This window comes from Synechococcus sp. H70.2 (assembly GCF_047462275.1).
Taxonomy (GTDB): Bacteria; Cyanobacteriota; Cyanobacteriia; order Thermostichales; family Thermostichaceae; genus Thermostichus.
Genome location: NZ_JANSIU010000010.1, coordinates 36466 through 52357 on the forward strand (window position 1 = coordinate 36466; position 15892 = coordinate 52357).

19 protein-coding genes and 1 tRNA gene are annotated in these 15892 nt (G+C 60.7%); 4 read left to right on the forward strand and 16 right to left on the reverse strand.

The features are described 5' to 3' along the window. Positions 1–104 precede the first annotated feature (104 nt). From rlmD to NW822_RS09880, 3 genes are all read right to left on the reverse strand, one after another. The gene (gene rlmD, locus NW822_RS09870; RefSeq protein ID WP_414404316.1) at positions 105–1499 is read right to left on the reverse strand and encodes a 23S rRNA (uracil(1939)-C(5))-methyltransferase RlmD; all 1395 of its coding nucleotides are present in this window, start codon (positions 1497–1499) and stop codon (positions 105–107) included. 119 nt (positions 1500–1618) lie between these two features. Next, complete coding sequence (locus NW822_RS09875) at positions 1619–2872, reverse strand: O-antigen ligase family protein (protein WP_414404317.1); 1254 nt, start codon at positions 2870–2872, stop codon at positions 1619–1621. 53 nt (positions 2873–2925) lie between these two features. After that, entirely contained in the window at positions 2926–3294 is a 369-nt protein-coding gene (locus NW822_RS09880) for a 2Fe-2S iron-sulfur cluster-binding protein (RefSeq protein WP_414404318.1), read from the reverse strand. A gap of 200 nt (positions 3295–3494) precedes the next feature. On the opposite strand from NW822_RS09880, the gene NW822_RS09885 reads away from it, so the two are divergent. After that, entirely contained in the window at positions 3495–3884 is a 390-nt protein-coding gene (locus tag NW822_RS09885; protein WP_414362446.1) for a phosphomannose isomerase type II C-terminal cupin domain, read from the forward strand. Here the strand turns inward: NW822_RS09885 and NW822_RS09890 are convergent. Both NW822_RS09890 and NW822_RS09895 read right to left on the reverse strand, forming a co-directional pair. Next, positions 3881–5923 carry a M48 family metalloprotease gene (locus NW822_RS09890; protein ID WP_414404319.1) on the reverse strand — a complete coding sequence of 681 codons (2043 nt, stop codon included), beginning with the start codon at positions 5921–5923 and terminating at the stop codon, positions 3881–3883. The two genes, NW822_RS09885 and NW822_RS09890, sit on opposite strands and share 4 nt — an antisense overlap. Before the next feature lie 401 nt (positions 5924–6324). Further along, a complete protein-coding gene (locus tag NW822_RS09895) occupies positions 6325–6771 on the reverse strand; it encodes a Fur family transcriptional regulator (RefSeq protein ID WP_414362381.1) in 447 nt (148 codons plus the stop codon). Between the two features lie 261 nt (positions 6772–7032). Here NW822_RS09895 and NW822_RS09900 point away from each other — a divergent pair, with 261 nt between their 5' ends. Together NW822_RS09900 and NW822_RS09905 are read left to right on the forward strand one after the other, a co-directional pair. After that, complete coding sequence (locus NW822_RS09900; protein ID WP_414404320.1) at positions 7033–7413, forward strand: hypothetical protein; 381 nt, start codon at positions 7033–7035, stop codon at positions 7411–7413. Between the two features lie 46 nt (positions 7414–7459). Then, positions 7460–8770: a D-alanyl-D-alanine carboxypeptidase gene (locus NW822_RS09905; protein WP_414404321.1), complete on the forward strand. Its 1311-nt coding sequence runs from the start codon at positions 7460–7462 to the stop codon at positions 8768–8770. A gap of 77 nt (positions 8771–8847) precedes the next feature. Here NW822_RS09905 and NW822_RS09910 read toward each other — a convergent pair. The 6 genes from NW822_RS09910 to NW822_RS09935 all read right to left on the reverse strand — a co-directional run bounded on the left by NW822_RS09910 (position 8848) and on the right by NW822_RS09935 (position 11606). After that, positions 8848–8920: transfer RNA gene (locus NW822_RS09910), tRNA-Ile, on the reverse strand. A gap of 73 nt (positions 8921–8993) precedes the next feature. Then, positions 8994–9221 (reverse strand): DUF3134 family protein, encoded by a 228-nt coding sequence (locus NW822_RS09915; RefSeq protein WP_414362378.1) that lies wholly within the window; start codon positions 9219–9221, stop codon positions 8994–8996. Positions 9222–9328: 107 nt separating this feature from the next. Further along, a complete protein-coding gene (locus NW822_RS09920) occupies positions 9329–10669 on the reverse strand; it encodes a UDP-N-acetylmuramoyl-tripeptide--D-alanyl-D-alanine ligase (RefSeq protein ID WP_414404322.1) in 1341 nt (446 codons plus the stop codon). A gap of 82 nt (positions 10670–10751) precedes the next feature. Beyond that, positions 10752–11249, reverse strand: a complete 498-nt coding sequence (aroQ, locus tag NW822_RS09925) for a type II 3-dehydroquinate dehydratase (RefSeq protein ID WP_414362376.1) — start codon at positions 11247–11249, stop codon at positions 10752–10754. Next, positions 11227–11358, reverse strand: coding sequence for a hypothetical protein (locus tag NW822_RS09930; RefSeq protein ID WP_414362375.1), 132 nt, complete (start codon positions 11356–11358; stop codon positions 11227–11229). The genes aroQ and NW822_RS09930 overlap by 23 nt, the downstream gene beginning before the upstream one ends. 110 nt (positions 11359–11468) lie before the next feature. After that, positions 11469–11606, reverse strand: a complete 138-nt coding sequence (locus NW822_RS09935) for a hypothetical protein (protein ID WP_414362374.1) — start codon at positions 11604–11606, stop codon at positions 11469–11471. A gap of 147 nt (positions 11607–11753) precedes the next feature. Between NW822_RS09935 and NW822_RS09940 the strand changes: the two genes are divergently transcribed. Next, the gene (locus tag NW822_RS09940) at positions 11754–12956 is read left to right on the forward strand and encodes an Era-like GTP-binding protein (RefSeq protein ID WP_414404323.1); all 1203 of its coding nucleotides are present in this window, start codon (positions 11754–11756) and stop codon (positions 12954–12956) included. Positions 12957–12963: 7 nt separating this feature from the next. Here the strand turns inward: NW822_RS09940 and lipA are convergent, their stop codons facing one another. The 5 genes from lipA to rpsU form a co-directional block, all read right to left on the reverse strand. Then, a complete protein-coding gene (lipA, locus tag NW822_RS09945) occupies positions 12964–13818 on the reverse strand; it encodes a lipoyl synthase (RefSeq protein WP_414404324.1) in 855 nt (284 codons plus the stop codon). An 86-nt stretch (positions 13819–13904) separates the two neighbouring features. Beyond that, positions 13905–14402, reverse strand: a complete 498-nt coding sequence (locus NW822_RS09950) for a DUF4079 domain-containing protein (protein ID WP_414362371.1) — start codon at positions 14400–14402, stop codon at positions 13905–13907. A gap of 37 nt (positions 14403–14439) precedes the next feature. Next, a complete protein-coding gene (locus tag NW822_RS09955; protein WP_414404325.1) occupies positions 14440–14568 on the reverse strand; it encodes a hypothetical protein in 129 nt (42 codons plus the stop codon). 524 nt (positions 14569–15092) lie between these two features. Then, positions 15093–15599: a thioredoxin domain-containing protein gene (locus NW822_RS09960; protein WP_414404326.1), complete on the reverse strand. Its 507-nt coding sequence runs from the start codon at positions 15597–15599 to the stop codon at positions 15093–15095. 44 nt (positions 15600–15643) lie between these two features. Continuing rightward, positions 15644–15832: a 30S ribosomal protein S21 gene (gene rpsU / locus NW822_RS09965; protein WP_414362368.1), complete on the reverse strand. Its 189-nt coding sequence runs from the start codon at positions 15830–15832 to the stop codon at positions 15644–15646. Positions 15833–15892 lie beyond the last annotated feature (60 nt).

Sequence of the window (15892 nt, forward strand, 5' to 3'; positions counted from 1 at the left end):
TAGGGTAACGGCAAGGGGATCCGTTGCGAAACTTTAACTATTCTGACGTTAGCATTGGTTGCCGGTGGCTGCTGCTCCCTCACCCCCCTCCCCTGGAGTTGCCCTCAGACCCGCTCCAAAAAGACCACTCCCTCAACATGGCCCGTCTGGGGAAAGAAGTCAGCGGCTCGCCATTGGGTTAGGCGGTAGGATCCCTCGGCCATCAGGATTTGCAGGTCGCGCGCCAAGGTGGCAGGGTGACAGCTAATGTAGACGATGCGCTGGGGTTGTCGCTGCTTCAGGATCTCGAGCACTTGCCGGTCACAGCCGCGCCGCGGCGGGTCCAACACCACGATATCGGCAGGAGGCAGAGTCGGCAAAACCGCTTCTACTGTGCCCTGGAAAAATTGGGCCGAGGCGATGCCGTTGAACTGGGCATTGTAGCGGGCCTGGGCCACCGCCGCCGGCAGGACTTCCACCCCTATCGCCCGTTTGGCCCGCCGGGCCAAGAGCAGGGTTAGGGTGCCGATGCCACAGTAGGCGTCTAGGACGATCTCCTCGCCACGCAGCTGGAGCTGATCCACTATCCAGGTAAAAAAGGCCTCCGCCTGCTCCGTGTTGACTTGAAAGAAGGAGGTGCTGTCAATCCAAAAGGAAAGACCGGCCAATTCTTCCCGCAGGGATCCCCGCCCGGCAATGACCTCCGTTTGCGGGCCAAAGATGACGTTGGTGCGGGCCGGGTTGAGGTTAAGACAGACCCCCACCAGGTCAGGGTAGCGCTGCAGCCAGCGCTGGGCCCACCTTTCCAGATGGGGCAGGTCGCGGCTGCAACTGACCAAGGTGAGGAGCACCTCACGGGTGCGGCGGCCAATGCGCAAGCCCAGATGGCGCAGGTGGCCCTGGTGGCGGCTTTCGTCATACACGCTCCAGCCAGTTTCCTGCAGATCCTGCTTTATTTCCCTTAGGAACACATCCAGCCGCTCGTCCTGCACAGGGCATTGGTTGAGGTTCACCAGGCGGTGGCTGCCCGGTCGGTAGTAGCCCATGCGCAACGGCTGGCCCTCCGCTTTGGCGATGGGGTAGGTGACCTTGTTGCGGTAGCGCAGCGGCTGCGGGGATCCCAAAATCGGGACGGGCTCGGGCAGGGAAAGGCCGCCAATGCGCTCCAGGGCATCCCGGAGAATTTGCTGCTTGGTGGCTAGCTGCTGCTCGTAGCGGACGTGCTGCCACTGACAGCCACCACACTTGTCGGCCACAATGCAAGCGGGTCGCACCCGCTGCGGCGAGGGAGCAAGGAGGGAACGAATTCGCCCGACCAGGTAGTTGCGCTTAATCTCAATGACCTGGGCCACCACCCGATCCCCCGGCACACCTTGGGCTACAAACACTACCCGACCCCGCCCGTGGCCAAACGTATGGGCAATGCCATCGCCCTCGGGGGTTAGGTCGGTGATCTCTAGGGATAGGAGATCCCCTGGCTTGATGGGCTCAGGTGCCAGGGAAGGGATTGGCTGCTCCATGGAAGAAGGTGGGGCACTCCAAATACCAATGAGCGGGGACTGGAGTCAATCCAACAAATCCAAGGCTAAACTCGATACGCGAGAAAATCCGGCAACCGAAAACTCTATTGTGGCATTGGCTAGGAGGCCTCGCCTGGGAAGGGAGCCGCCGGAACCCTATTTGCCTCGCTGCAGAGGGGCTCGAGGCTGGCTCCCCAAGCTGCGCCCAAGAGCAAGGTTATCAACAGGTGAATGCGGCCATCCAGGATCACCACGTCCAAAAGCCCCGCAGCAAAAAATGCCGTCAAGGCCAGCAAAACTCCCAAGAGAACCCCGTCCTGGGAGCAGCGCCAGGCTTGCCAGCCCCGCACCCAGATCCAGCCCCACAGGGCCAAATAGCCCACTAGCAGAGGGATCCCGCCTTCTGCAGCTAGGTGCAAGTACAAATTGTGGCAGTGGCCCAGCAGCTCCGGCGGATCCTGGGCGTTGTAGAGGGCAGGGAAGCTCTGCCAGCCCCAGCCCGTTAGGGGACGCTCCCGCACCATCTGCAGGGCAAAGCGCCAGGCATCCAGGCGGTTGGTCGTAGAGCTGAAATGGGGGGCCTGGGGGTCGAAGGTGTCTGCCAGCCGGCTCCAGATCAAGGAGGGCACAACCGCCCGCCAGCCGGGCCAATCCAAAGCCGCCGCCAAGCTGGCTAGCCCCAGGCCGGCCAGGAGAGCCATCCTCCCCCAGCAGCGCCGCAGCGCCAATCCCATCAGCAGTGCCAGCCCCCCTGCCCCCCAGCCGTTGCGGGAGGCTGTCAGCAGTAACAGCAGGGATCCTAGCCCCAGCATTGCCGCCAGCGCTGCTCTGGTAAGGGGGGATGAGGCTACCCCCCACAGCCCCGCCGCCAAGCACAGGTGGATCACCAGGTAGATGGCCAGAATATTGGGGGAGGTGAAGGCCGCCGCCGGTCGCTCCCCGCCAGCCACTCCCGTAATCCAGAGCGGCCCCAAGAAGAGATGCCCCCGCCACCCCCACAGGACCTCTCCCCAGCCCAACAGCAGCATCAGCCCACTGCCTAGCACCAACACCTGTGCCAGGCGCCGGCGGTTGAGGGGATCCCTCAGTGCCCCAGCTAAGGCTGGCAGCATCAGCAGAAAAGGCCAGTAGTTAAACATCCCCAGCAAGCTCAGCCGCCAGTCTTCTGCCAGCAGCGCCGTTGCCACCGCCGCCAGGCTCAGCAGGCCGGCCAAGGGCAGCAGGGGATCCCGCCGGATCTGCTGCCAGGAGCGGCCATAGCTCTGCACCGTCCCCACCACCGCCAGCAAGAGACTGGGAGCCAGGTTGACTGGGATCAGGGCTGCTGCTCCCAGCAGCCAGCTTTGCGGCTGAGGTGGCCAGGAAGGCGGCAACCCTTTTGAGGCCTCCCCCTGCCAGGGGCGGCAAGACAAGATTGGCCTAGCCATCATTCCTCGTCGTCAAGGGGGATCCCTGGTCGTACCCGCCCCTGACCAAAGTAGCGGCCAAACTGCAGCTCGTACACCTCATCTTCATCCTGGGTTTCCACCCACAGCTCCGAGCGGGCATAGCCCACGCACAGCAGCCCGTAGCCCTGCTCCTTCAGCTCCCGCGAGATCCCCATCGCCTCCGGCTGGTAGAGGGATCCCTGCCGGATCCGCACCGCACAAGTGGTGCAGGCGCCGTTGCGACAGGCAAAGGGCAGTTGGATCCCTTGGGCTTCGGCAGCCTCTAGGATGTATTGGTCAGCCGGTACCTGGATGAGATAGTGAGCGTCTTTCTGGCGGTCGTGGATGTGAACTGGGTAGGAATGCATGGAGGAGAAGGGCCTTTTCCAAGATCACTTCTCCATGATCCCATAGGATTTCAACGGGGTTAGGCTACTTCCTTGCTCCGTAGGATAAGCTGAAGGCAGGGCCCCAAGGAGAGCAGCCTATGCTAGAAGCCCACAATTCTCCCCTGCCCTCAGTGGAAAAACTGCCGGCCACCTTCTCGGCCGAAGTTTTCAACAAGCTCATGGAGAGCAATACCGAAACCCGCCCCTGGGGTAGCTTTACCGTCCTGGAGGAGGGCCCCGGCTACAAGATCAAGCGGATTGTGGTGCTGCCTAAGCGTCGCCTTAGCCTGCAGATGCACTACCACCGCAGCGAACACTGGATTGTGGTTGCCGGTACTGCCAAGGTTACCTGCGGCGATGAAGAGCGGCTGATCACCACCAACCAGTCCACCTACGTGCCCCCCTGCACCAAGCACCGCCTGGAAAATCCCGGCGTCATCCCCCTGGTGATCATCGAGGTGCAAAACGGCCAGTACCTGGGCGAAGACGACATCGTCCGCTTTAGCGACGACTACGCCCGTGCTACTGGGGAGCCACCGACCCCCTCCTGTGCCGGCCAAGCTCCCTAGAAAGGGGAAAGGGTGATCACCAGCAGGGCAGCCATCAAGCCCAGCGCCACCTGCAGTGCCTGTCCAAAGGCTGGATGGCTGGTCACTACCTTCCCAGAGCGGCTCTGGAAGCGGGCCAGATCTAGGTAGGGAACTGCCCCCCGCCGGAACCATCCGACAACCGTTCCCTCCTTGCCAATTAGGCCTGCGGCCTGCTTGGCTCCAAATAGGAAATTGCCCAGCGGCCCCAGCCGAGAAACATAGCGCAGGAAAATCATCCCCGTCTCATCCTGGAGCTTGAGATCGGCGCCAAAGCGGTAGCCCGGATCCCCTCGCCCAATCACCCGCCCCTGCAACTGCATCGGCAAGCCGCGCAAGGGGCTGGCGTAGGGGTTGCTCATCGCCTTCAGCACCGTCAACGCCGGCGGGTTTTCCAAGCTGGGGTACATCACCGTCATCTTCAGCAGCAGGCCCAGGCTGGCTCCCGCCAGTGCCAGGCCGGCAAGCATGCCGTAAGACCCTGCCTGCAGAGCTGGGATCCCGAGCACCATCCCCAAGACTGCCCCCAGCCGCTCGGCATTCAACAGCAGCAGATCCCTGAGAAAACTGCCGTAGAGCTGCTGGCGGTTGAGCTGCTTGCCCTGGGCCACCACGCTGGCCATGTCGAACTCCACCGGCAGATCCAGTTGTTCGGCATAGGTAGCCAGCGCCCGCACCCGCTTGCCGGTAAGGGGATGGGTGGAGTTCAGCTCCATCCACCAGGCCCAAGGGTTAAACAGATCCCACAGAAACACCCTGCCCACTTGGCTGGGATCCGAAGCAAGCCGGTAGGCTGTCCCGGCTATCACCGCCGCCTTGGCATCGTAGATCCCTAAGGCCCGCGTCCCTTCCAGCAGGCGAGCACTGCGCTGTCGGGCTTCCTCATCCTCTTCCCGTTCCCCTTCTTGCACGATGCCAAAGGCAATTTTCACCAGCGCCCGCGCCAGGGCATTGGGGTTGCCGGTGGTTGCGGCGGCAAAGTACTCCCGCACCCGCGACAGATACAGCACCAAGTAGGAGCCGGCCACGTAGAAAAAGTAGGCGACCAGAGCCAAGAAACCTATGTTTTTGCCGCCTCTGCGCTCCCGGCGTGTGTCGCGCACGTAGACGTAGAGGAGATAGAGGAGCTGCACCAGCGTGGCAGCCAGGGTCATGACCGCGAAATCCCAGTGGATGATATGCCCCAGCTCGTGGGCGTAAACGGTAGCCACCTCTTCATCTTCCAAGTAGGTGAACAAGCCCTCGCTGACAACAATGCGGGCGTTATTGGGCAGGCTGCCATAGCTGAAGGCAGTGGGGTTTTGATCGCGGATTAGACCCAGCTTCGGCTGCTTCAGCTTGTACTGGCGGCAGACCCGTTCGATCACCTCCGCGCTTTCGGGGCTGCGACGCCCGATTTCCGCCAGGCTCACCCACTGGGTGCCGTAGAGGCTGTGCTGGATCCAGTCCATCAACCAGGGGGACAAAAAGAAAATCAGGGCATTGAAGGTCAGGGTGAGTAGAACGGCGGCAAGGAAAGAGCCGAAGGAAAACCCCCCTTCCAGGGTGCCGAAAACGGCCAGGAGAAGCACAAACACCAGGCCGAACAACAGGCTCAGGGTCACGCCGGCGGCCAGAGTGAGGTTGCCGGCAAAGCTGGCCAAAACCAGCGAGACCCCTGTCTGAGGAGCGCGATACCGGCGTCGGGTCTGACCGGTTTTGAGACCCGAGGTGGCAGGATCCAACTCTGCTAAGGTGCGGCTGGGATCGAAGCAATAGCGGCTTAGCCAAATGCCCAGGAGCCGCAGCTCATAGGGGTTGAGACTTTTCAGAGGTTCCAGCCACAGGGCCGCTTCCACCGACAACGCTACCGTGGAGACGGCGCTGGGGTTGCGGAACAAGGTGGGCAGCAAGGGCAGAACTTCCTCTTTTTGCCCAGCCGTGAGGCTATGAAAACCCAAGACCGCCTGGCGCACCACGCTCGAAGGTTGAGGCAGGTCGGCGGTGAGCAACTGGCGGTCTTGGACAGATCCAGCTCCCAAGCGCTTTTGAGCTCCGGCACCAGGCTTACCTGCGTCTGCCAGTCCGCCTGTCGCTGGCCAATGGGGCGGCTGTAAAGGGCCAAGCGCTTGACTTGGGGGTAGCGGCTAGCTATGGCCTTCTGGAACCAAGCGCTCAGCTGCTCATAGTTGGGAGTGGAATCGGCAGGGCGATTGAGCAGGATCGCCAAGGCGTAGTCCCCAGGGCTGTCTTGGAGGGGCTGGGCCTTGACTTGGACTCGCAGGCACAAATCAGCTAGAGCCCCCTCCAGCCACTGTGCCACTTCCTGCTCGTTCATAGCTTGGGTTCCCTCCAGTGGCTTGGCAACTTGACAGCAGCTGTTCTCAAAGATCTCTTGCTGCTCCTCTGGGGGGGAGGGCAGCCCAGGCAAAGGGGAGCTGGGCTACACAATCGAGCGCTGCCCCTCGGGGCTAATGCCGATGATGGTGAGCTGACAATCGAGCAGCTTAAAGCCGTATTTTTCCGCCACCTTCTGGCTAATGTTGAGGATAGCATTGTTTTTAAACTCGATGACTTTGTTGGTTTTAATGCAAACCAAATGGTGATGGTGGTGGGGGGCCGGCTGGTTGATCTCGTAATGTTTGTGGCCTTCCGTCAGCTCCAGCTCCCGCAAAATGCCCATGCGCGTCATTAGCTTGACGGTGCGGTAGATAGTGGAAAGGCTAATTTTATGGCCTTCTTCCTGCAACTTCTTGTGCAGCTCCTCAGCACTTAGGTGAGTTCCCTCCGGGAGGCTTTGAAAGGTTTGTAGAATGATCTCCCGTTGCCGAGTGGCTCGCCAACCCCTAGCGTTCAGCTCTGCCTTGAAAGCTTCCTCCGTATAGACCATAATCCTGCCCCTCCACTTTAGGCAACGTTGCCGTGCCCCTCAATAAGTTCTGTAATTGATAATAGCTTTCCTGAGAGCCCTGCCAGCGCTTTTTAGCTAGCCAAGGGATCCCTTGAGGAGCAGCCACGGCGCCTCCTTCAGCCCGCAAGGGGAGAGCCCTATCCAGCGGGGAGGAGCTAGCCTGCTCTTGCTGCCGGCAAGTTTGGGCTACCATGCTCAGGAAAAGGCCCGCGTAGTTGGTTTGGGGGAAGGCAGAAAAAGATGCGCTTTGAGCAGCCCAAAACCTATTCCATTTCTCTAACGGGCTGGGGTTTTTGGCTGGGATCCCTAGCTGCGGCAGCTTTGCTAACCGGCCTTGGCCTAGGCTGGCTGGTGGTTGGCCTAGTAGCCCTGCTTTTGTTTTTGCTCTCTCTGCCGGTGCTGGTGCTGATGGCCTTTCGCTGGTGGGCCCGCCGCTGGATGGCAACGGATCTCTGCCCAGTCTGTGGCTCAGAGGCGCAAGCCCTTGAAGGCAGCTGCTTCTTTTGTCCCAGTTGTGGCGAGCCCCTGTTTGTTGCCGATGGACACTTTTACCGGCAAACGCCCCCCGGCACCATCGACGTGGAACCTGTGGAAGAGAACGGCTGGGAGTTGCCGAGCTGAGGGATCCGCTGTAGTGGCGGGCTGGTGTTTTTAGAGGGCACTTGCGGTGAGCAGGGCGGCGCACCCCTATCGCCAACGAGGGCGACGGGTTTGGCTGATTAGGGGGCTGGTGGCGATCTGGGGGGCTATGCTCTCGGCAGCGCTCCTGCTGCTGGGCGCAGCTCCTTTTTCCCAGGCAACGGCGCAGGGATCCCTGCAACCTCAGGTGGAGGCCTACCTGGCCCAGTTGACCGATCGCGGCTTCTCTGCCAAGGCCCAGGGGGTTTGGCTGCAGGTGGGCGACCAGGTGTTGGGGCAGCACCAGGGATCCACCCCCCTGCCGGCGGCCTCCCTGAGCAAGGTGGCCACTACGCTGGCCGCTCTGCAGCAGTTTGGCCCCCAGCACCGCTTTGTTACCACCTGGTTAACCACGGGTTCACTAACCGCTGAGGGAGTCTTGCAGGGGGATCTCTGGGTGCTGGGGGGAGAGGATCCCTTCTTCGTGTGGGAAGAGGCCTTCTTGGTTGGCAACGCTCTCAATGGTCAGGGGATCCGCCAAGTGCGCGGGGATCTGGTGGTGGTAGGTCGCTTTTACATGAACTTTTCCCAGGATGTAGCCCGCTCGGGAGCTCTGCTGCAGCAGGGGCTGGATGCGCGGCGCTGGCCGCCAGAAGCCCAGGTCCAATTTCAGACCTTGCCCCCTGGCACCCCCAGGCCGCAAGTGGAGATCTTGGGCTCGGTGCGGCTTGCCCAGCAGATCCCAGCTACCGCCCAAGTTTTGCTTAGGCACGAGTCGCCCCCCCTCATTCGCCTGCTCAAGCTAATGAATCTCTACAGCAACAACTCCATGGCGGAGATGTTGGCAGCTGCGGTGGGAGGAGCAGAGCGGGTAGCCCAAATTGCCCGCAGGGCAGCAGGGATCCCGCCCGCAGAGCTACAGCTAGTCAACGGCTCGGGGTTGGGGGTGAAAAACCGCATTTCTCCGCGGGCCGATGTAGCTTTGTTGCAGGCAATTCAATTGTTTCTGGAAAAGCAGGGGCTCTCTCTAGCAGATGCCTTTGCTGTCGTCGGCCAAGATGGGGGGGTGTTGGAGCGACGGCTGTTGCCAAGGATGATGATTGCCAAATCTGGCACCCTGAGCAGCATCAGCACCTTGGCGGGGGTATTGCCAACCGAGAAGGGGGACATTTGGTTTGCCCTAATGAACAGCGGCGCCCCTTTGGCCAACCTACGTACCTGGCAGGAACAATTCCTCAGCCAGCTGCAATCGCAGTGGGGAGCCCCTGCGACCTTGCCTGAGCACTGGAGGCCACGCTGGAGGGATGGGGGATCCCGCCTTCACTTTGCCCTCAACTACTCCACCCCAGGCTATCGCTAGCGGCCACTCTACAGCAGGCGGGTTTTCCTACCGCCGCCCGGAGCTTTGCGGCACCTTTGGGTAAAGAGCTTTGCCTCTGGGGCGTACAGGAGTCGAACCTGTGTAAGGCAAATTATGAGTTTGCTGCCTAAACCGCTCGGCCAACGCCCCTTCTTTCTCTACTCTAGCGCCCCTGTCTAGATCCTCACTAGGAGGGCTCGGCCCACTCCTAGGCCCTTCTGACCTACTCCTCTTCCTCCATCTCGAAGTCTTCCACGAAGTTATCGCCAATCAGGTCGTCAATCTCCTCGAGATCCTCGTCCAGGGTTATCTCAGGAACTTCCATCGGCTGCTCCAGCAAGCGACCTTCTTGGCGTAGCCAGTCCAGGATGGAGAGGCTGCCACTGGAAGGCAAGACTACCGGCGGTTGATCCCGCGGCTCCTCCCGCAGAGAAGGGTTGTGGTAGTACATACTTCTTCCTGTCTCGGAAAAGGGAAACTGAGGAAGGATAGACAAAGTCGAAACGCCTCCCCTCTAGGGAGAGGAGGGCCGAGCTAGCGGCCAACTCTTAGCTTAGCCTAGGCCTGCCAGGACTGCAAAAAGCGCTGCAGCACCCGCTCCAACTGGATGGCTCGCGCTGCTTTAAATAACAGCCGATCCCCCCCCTGCACCTGCTGCAGCAAAATTTCTAGGAGAGTCGATTGGTCCTCACAGCGCTCTATCTCAGCCGCCGGCCCTTGCTCAATTAGCGGCTGCATTTCCCCGTCAGGATCCAAAAGCAACAGCCGCTCCAACCCCAAAGGAGCAGCTGCGCGCCCCACCTCTGCATAAAGCTGAGGGGCATGCTCCCCCAACTCCCGCATGGGGCCGAGGACGGCCCAGCGCCGTTTCCCCGGGGTTTGGGCCAGAAGCTGGAGAGCCGCAATCATCGCCTCTGGCGAGGCATTGTAGGTCTCATCCCAAATCTCCACATCTCCTGCCAACTTAAGATGGCGGTTACGCCCCTCCAGAGGTGGAGGCAAGAGGATAGGCTCCCGCAGGCGGTCCCAATCCAACCCCAAGCTGCGCACAGCCGCCAGCACCCCCATCCAGTTGAGGGCGTGGTGTCTGCCTGGCAGGGGCACCGGCAAGGTCAAGCCCTCCACGGTTACCGTTTGCGCTTGCGGATTCCACTGCCCTCGCAGGTTACCTTGGTCGAGGCCGTAGGTGAGGGTTGGTCCCGACCACACCCTGGCGGCAGTGGCTAGCAGCAAGGGATCCTCACCGTTAAGCAGAGCCACTCCCCCCTGGCCTAGCTCCTGCAGGAGCTCACACTTGGCAGCGGCAATGGCCTCGCGGGATCCCAGTCGACCAATGTGGGCAGTGCCAATATGGGTAATCAGGGCGTGGGTGGGCTGAGCCATCTGGGCCAGGCGGGAAATTTCGCCAGGACCGCGCATGGCCATTTCCAGCACTGCAAACTGGTGCTCAGGTCGCATCTGCAGCAGCGTCTGCGCCACCCCAATGTCGTTGTTGTGGTTGGCTTCGCTCTTGAGAACGCTGCCGTAGCGGGAGAGGGCAGCCGCCAGCATTTCCTTGGTCGTGGTTTTGCCTACTGAGCCAGTAATGGCCACCACAGGAATGGCAAACTGCTCCCGCCAGGCTCTGGCCAGGCGCTGGTAGGCAGCCAGGGTATCCGCAACCCGAAAATGGGGTGCAGCCACCGGCTGCTGGCTGATGACGGCAACGGCCCCTTTGCTGAGGGCTTGGGGAATGAAATCGTGCCCGTCAAAGCGTTCTCCCCGCAGAGCCACAAAGATTGCTCCCGGCTGCAGCTGGCGGCTGTCGGTACAGAGGGTCTGAACCGGCCAGCTCAACAGCTGGGGATCCCCCTGCAGAGGAGTTTGCAGCAGCTCAGCCACCCTTTGTAACGTCAGCATGGGTTGACCCTCCCGCCAGCTAAAGTCAGGGTAGGATAGCCAAAGGAAGGTTCGCCTGCGGCAAGTTCTCAGAGCCCCTTGGCTAGGCTACTGGCCGCCGCAGGTGTTGGACGAGAGCTTGCAGACCCAGCAAGTAGCTATGGGCCCCAAACCCACTGATTTGCCCAATGGCTACAGCAGCAATGTAGGAGTGCTGGCGGAAGGGCTCGCGGCGGTAGATGTTGCTGAGGTGAACCTCTACAGTGGGCAATCCCACGGCAGCAATGGCATCCCGCAGAGCAATACTGGTGTGGGTGTAGGCGCCGGGGTTGATCAGAATGCCAGCGTGCTGCTGGCGGGCGCGGTGAATGGCGTCGATGAGCACTCCCTCATGATTGGACTGCAGGATCTCCAGCTTTACCCCCAGCAGCTCTGCTTGCCGCTGCAGAGCCTGATCAACCTGCTCTAGGGAAACTGAGCCATAAATGCCCACCTCTCGTTCTCCTAGCAGGTTGAGGTTGGGACCGTGCAACACCAAGAGGCTCAAGGGTTCGCCACTGGTGGCCAGGGCAGTCGGATTAACGACGACGAGGGGATCCATCTTCTACCGGAATGGGTGCAGGTTGAGGCTGAGGACTTCCCAGCAAGGCATCAATGACACGTTCCACCCATTCGCGGATCTTTTCCAGGACTTTCTCTACCCAATCCATCCGACTTGCCTCGTAGGAGTTGCAAAGCTCTCAAGGGAGTTTAACCCCTCGACTTTCTATCTATGATAGCCTTCTTTTCCAGGGAACAGGGCAATCTCAGCCGGAAATCCCTAGTGCAGAGCACTCAAGAGCAGAATGTCCACAGCCAGCAGAGCCCCGGCAAAGGCCAAGAGGAGGCGGACGATCTGGCGTTCTTGCTTGGAGCGATGGGATCCCCAGCGGAGAGATTTGGGAAGGCGGCGGAGCATACTACTTGAGGAGCGTCGACCTACGCCTATCATGCCCCATTCTCCCCTTGGCGGATCCCAGCTGAGTTCCCCCCGTTGGGGGAGGGAAGCTGGGCTGTAGTGGCCAATTTCCTTGTAGAGTGAGGGTTAATCCCTTTTTTCTTGTCGATGACCACTCCCCTAGCCCAAGCTGAAACCGTTCTTCAGCGCTGCTGGGATCACTGGCAAGCTCTGGCCAGCCGTCCAGACTTGCAGCCGGAGCTTAAGGCTTTGTCCGCTTTGCGCAAGCAATTGACGGCGCGGCTATTTTCCATTGCCGCCTTTGGGCTGGTCAACCGCGGCAAGTCAGCTGTTTTGAATGCCCTCGCTGGCGAGGCTCGGCTGGAAGTGGGGCCCCTCAATGGCGTAACGCAAAAGCCGCAGTCTCTGCTATGGCAGCCAGGGCCAGGGATCCCTTGGCAGGTGCGGCTCATCGACACCCCCGGCTTAAACGAGATCAATGGCGAGGCGCGCGAGCAGTTGGCCTGGGAGGTGGCCCGGGCAGCGGATCTCATTCTGTTTGTGATTGCCACCGATCTCACCCAGCTAGAGTACCAGGCCCTGCTGGAGCTGCGCACCCTGCACAAGCCCCTCCTGCTGGTGTTGAACAAGTGTGATCTCTATTCGGAGGCAGAGCTGCAGGCCATTTGCGAACAGATCAGCCGCCACCTGGACTGGCTGTCGCCGCAGGCACTCTTGACGGTGGCCGCTTGCCCAAAACCCCAGAAAGTCCGCACCCACTGGCCCGATGGTCGTATTACCCTGGAGTGGGAGCGACCCGCACCCCAGATTGAGGCTCTGCGAGGCCGAATTGTGGAGATTTTGCAGACGGAGGCAGAATCCCTTTTGGCCCTGAATGGGCTGAAGCGGCTGGAGCGCCTTCAGGCCCAGCTGTGGCAAAAGCAGTGGCAGTATCACGCCCGCTACTTAGAGCAGTGGAGTACGGCCTGCGCCCTTGGCAAGGGGGTAGCTGTGGGCTTAGCACCCTTGGGCTTGGACCTGCTGCTAGCGCCCCTGCTGGATGGGCTGTGGCTGTTGGGCTTGGGAAGGCGGCTGCGCCTGCCGTGGGGAGCCCTCCGCAGGGCACTAGGGGACTTGTGGAGACCGCTGCTCTTCAACGGCTTGCTGCTGCTGTTGGCCGAAGGGCTGGGTAGCTGGCTGGGGGGAGGCTGGGGCAACAGCCTCCTGGCGGGAGTGGTAGCAGGAGTGGGCCTATACCGCCTGGGCTCCCTAGGGCCGCCCCTGTTGACCCGCTGGGTTGGCGAAGCGTTTGGCTTAGGGGCCGTCCTACGGGATCTCATTGGCAGCAAAGAGCTACCGGCCAAGGTCTAGGGAGCGCCTAGTCCTGCACCATCTCGGCAGCATGGTAGGAGCTACGCACCAGAGGCCCAGAGCGCACCTGGCGAAACCCCATCTGGCGGGCAATCTCCCCCAGCTCGGCAAACTCCTCTGGTGTCCAGTAGCGCTGCACAGGACGATGGGCCAAAGAAGGCTGCAAATACTGCCCTAGGGTAAGCCGGTCGCACCCCACTGCCAGCAGATCCCGAAACGTCTCCAGCACTTCCTCCCGGGTCTCCCCGTGCCCCAGCATAAGGCCGGACTTGGTAGGCAGATGGGGATCTAACTCCTTTACTGTTTGCAAAACCCGCAGTGATAGGTCGTAGCCAGAACTGCGCCGCACCACTTTGGACAGCCGCCGCACTGTCTCGATGTTGTGGTTGTAGCAGGCTGGCCGAGCTGACACCACGCGGGCAATGCAGTCGCGGTCGCCGCGAAAGTCAGGAGTGAGCACCTCGATCTGGGTGTTGGGACAGCGCCGCCGAATGGCCTCCATTACCTCCACAAAGCGGCCGGATCCCTGGTCCGGCAGGTCATCGCGAGCTACTGAGGTCAGCACCACGTAGCGCAGCCCCAGCAGCTCAACCGCCTCGGCCACCTTCTCCGGCTCTTCGGGATCCAGGGGGGCGGGCCGTCCCCTGGTCACTTGGCAAAAGGAACAGGCACGGGTGCAGACTCCACCCATCAGGAGAAAGGTGGCAGTCCTTTGGCTGTAGCACTCGGCCCGATTGGGGCAGCGTCCCTCCTCACAGATGGTGTACAGGCCCCGCTGCTTGATAATCTGCTGCACCGCTGCGATCTCACTGGCTTTGCCAATGGAACGCTTGACCCAGCTGGGAAGAGGGCTAGCAGGCATGGACAGAACCGCTGGCTTAGTTTCTGCGGGATTGAGGTAGGGTTTATTTTGGCATAGAGGCTGCCCCTACGGAGTAGCTTGGGCGCTTAGGCCACCTGCGGGGTGGTTAGCATTTGGTTGACGATGCGCTGCAGAATTTGAAAGCCGGTTACCGCCTGCCACCCTAGGATCCCCAAGATGACCCCGTTGAGCAGCAAGTGGACATTGCGGGCCCACACCTTTTGCCCATCCTTCATCAAGGGCGCCAGAGCAGCAGAGCTGGCCACCAAGGCTACAATGCCTAACCCTGCTAACAGGTGAGGCCCGACAAACAGCTTGCCGTTTTTAAGGTAGGTCACCCCCATACCCCCTAGGGCCCCCAACACCATCAACAGCAAAAAAAGAGATCCCGCGAGAAAATGCCGCTGGCCAAACTTACCCTTAATCAACTCCTTGCGCTCTTCCGCTGAGGCAGTGCGTAGCCTTCGCACCTGCAGACCCAAATAGAGGGTATAGAGGGCTAGGGCAGAGGCCAAAATCATCAGCACAGGGTGAAAGAAGGGCAGGGCTAAATCCAACCAGCGGGGAAGTTGAATGCTGCTCATAGAAACTGCACACCCAAGGGAGAGCTACTCCCAAGTTTTAACATAAATTAATTTCCTCTTCTGCCACAGGGTCGCCCATAGCCTCCAGCACCTGAGGCAGCCTCGGGGTGATGGCCGCTGGCAGCCGGCCAGGTTGCCAGCTGGGCAGGGGGGTAGCGCTGCCCATCCCAACTCCCCTCAGCTGGATCCCTTACAGGAGGAGCGCCGGCTGCCAATTTGGGCACAGCCCCGCCAGGATTGCCTTGGCCTCAAAGGCACCCCCTTGCTGGGAGCGCAGGGCATCTCCTAGCTGGACATGCAGGGTCTGGAGGAGGAGACGTGGCAGCAAGAGGAAGCCGGGCACAGTCTCGAGAAATCTCTTGGGTTAGGACTGCCAAAAACGGGATCTGAAGGTGAAAACGGCAGGGCAGTTGCCGGAGGGCGGCCCCCTTGTTTTCTATGGCTCCAGGCAGGAATTGGAAAGCCCAGGAGTCCACGGCCTAACCGTTGGTCCAATGGGCAAGCAAGGATTCCCTTGTCTTGAGATCCCCTCAGGGCTCCAGGTAGCTCGGGATCCCTCGACAAGGGGATCTCCCCAGGCAACAAAATCTGGCCTTCGCAAGAATTGAGCCCCCCGCCAGGGACTGCCACTTGCTAGAGTCCTAGGCCGAGCAGATCCAGCTGAGCGGGGGGGAGGCTTTCCTCACTGTCTCACTGTAGGGCAGACACTGGCCCAGCCTGAGTCAGCGGCAAGGGATCCCCGGCTACCAGAGCCAGCAAGTTGGCCCGCAAAACAGAAGCTGGCTGTTCTCCAATGGCCGATCCCACCACTTCTCCTTGGCTATCCAAAAAGAGAAAGTGAGGGATCCCGTTAACCCGATAGCGGCTCAACTCCGGCAGCCACTTGGGGTTGTCCACATTCAGCATGACAAAGTTAACCTGCTGGGCAAATTCCGCTTTCAGGTTGGCCAGAAGAGGCGCCATGGATCGACAGGTGGTGCACCAATCGGCGTAAAACTCCACTAGAGAGGGCTTGCCGTTGACCAGTGCCTCCTCCCAAGGCACAGCCTCTGCTGCCAAAGTGGCCAAGCTGGCCCTGCCCTGCTGAGCTTGGTTGGCCAAAAACAGACCTGCTGCCAAAAGCACAGCTACGGCAGCAACCAGCCCATTGCGCAGCCGCTTTGCCCACTTTTCCCCCCTGCGCCCTTCCTTGGCCATGGCAGACTCCCTCTCGCCAGACTGGGGGATTTGCTCAACTCAGGTTATCCATTGGCAGCTTTGCGGCGATTGCGACGGGCGGCCACTGCTTTCCGCTTGCGCTTTTCCAGGCTGCTTTCAAAGTGGCGATGGTTGCGCAGATCCCGCAAAATGCCCGCCTTGGCCACTTGGCGCTTAAAGCGGCGCAGCGCCGATTCAATGCCTTCGTTTTCGCCAATCGTTACTTGCGTCATAGAGAACTCATCCCCTCCCTCAATTAGCTGAACAGTTCTAATGCCTGGATCCCTATCCTA

What these genes read in the sequence shown, in the direction of transcription:
- rlmD (WP_414404316.1), bottom strand. Translation starts at nt 1,499, where the DNA reads ATGGAGCAGCCAATCCCTTCCCTGGCACCTGAGCCCATCAAGCCAGGG.
- NW822_RS09880 (WP_414404318.1), bottom strand. Translation starts at nt 3,294, where the DNA reads ATGCATTCCTACCCAGTTCACATCCACGACCGCCAGAAAGACGCTCAC.
- NW822_RS09885 (WP_414362446.1), top strand. Translation starts at nt 3,495, where the DNA reads ATGGAGAGCAATACCGAAACCCGCCCCTGGGGTAGCTTTACCGTCCTG.
- NW822_RS09895 (WP_414362381.1), bottom strand. Translation starts at nt 6,771, where the DNA reads ATGGTCTATACGGAGGAAGCTTTCAAGGCAGAGCTGAACGCTAGGGGT.
- NW822_RS09900 (WP_414404320.1), top strand. Translation starts at nt 7,033, where the DNA reads ATGCGCTTTGAGCAGCCCAAAACCTATTCCATTTCTCTAACGGGCTGG.
- NW822_RS09915 (WP_414362378.1), bottom strand. Translation starts at nt 9,221, where the DNA reads ATGTACTACCACAACCCTTCTCTGCGGGAGGAGCCGCGGGATCAACCG.
- NW822_RS09920 (WP_414404322.1), bottom strand. Translation starts at nt 10,669, where the DNA reads ATGCTGACGTTACAAAGGGTGGCTGAGCTGCTGCAAACTCCTCTGCAG.
- aroQ (WP_414362376.1), bottom strand. Translation starts at nt 11,249, where the DNA reads ATGGATCCCCTCGTCGTCGTTAATCCGACTGCCCTGGCCACCAGTGGC.
- NW822_RS09930 (WP_414362375.1), bottom strand. Translation starts at nt 11,358, where the DNA reads ATGGATTGGGTAGAGAAAGTCCTGGAAAAGATCCGCGAATGGGTGGAA.
- NW822_RS09935 (WP_414362374.1), bottom strand. Translation starts at nt 11,606, where the DNA reads ATGCTCCGCCGCCTTCCCAAATCTCTCCGCTGGGGATCCCATCGCTCC.
- NW822_RS09940 (WP_414404323.1), top strand. Translation starts at nt 11,754, where the DNA reads ATGACCACTCCCCTAGCCCAAGCTGAAACCGTTCTTCAGCGCTGCTGG.
- lipA (WP_414404324.1), bottom strand. Translation starts at nt 13,818, where the DNA reads ATGCCTGCTAGCCCTCTTCCCAGCTGGGTCAAGCGTTCCATTGGCAAA.
- NW822_RS09950 (WP_414362371.1), bottom strand. Translation starts at nt 14,402, where the DNA reads ATGAGCAGCATTCAACTTCCCCGCTGGTTGGATTTAGCCCTGCCCTTC.
- NW822_RS09955 (WP_414404325.1), bottom strand. Translation starts at nt 14,568, where the DNA reads ATGGGCAGCGCTACCCCCCTGCCCAGCTGGCAACCTGGCCGGCTGCCA.
- NW822_RS09960 (WP_414404326.1), bottom strand. Translation starts at nt 15,599, where the DNA reads ATGGCCAAGGAAGGGCGCAGGGGGGAAAAGTGGGCAAAGCGGCTGCGC.
- rpsU (WP_414362368.1), bottom strand. Translation starts at nt 15,832, where the DNA reads ATGACGCAAGTAACGATTGGCGAAAACGAAGGCATTGAATCGGCGCTG.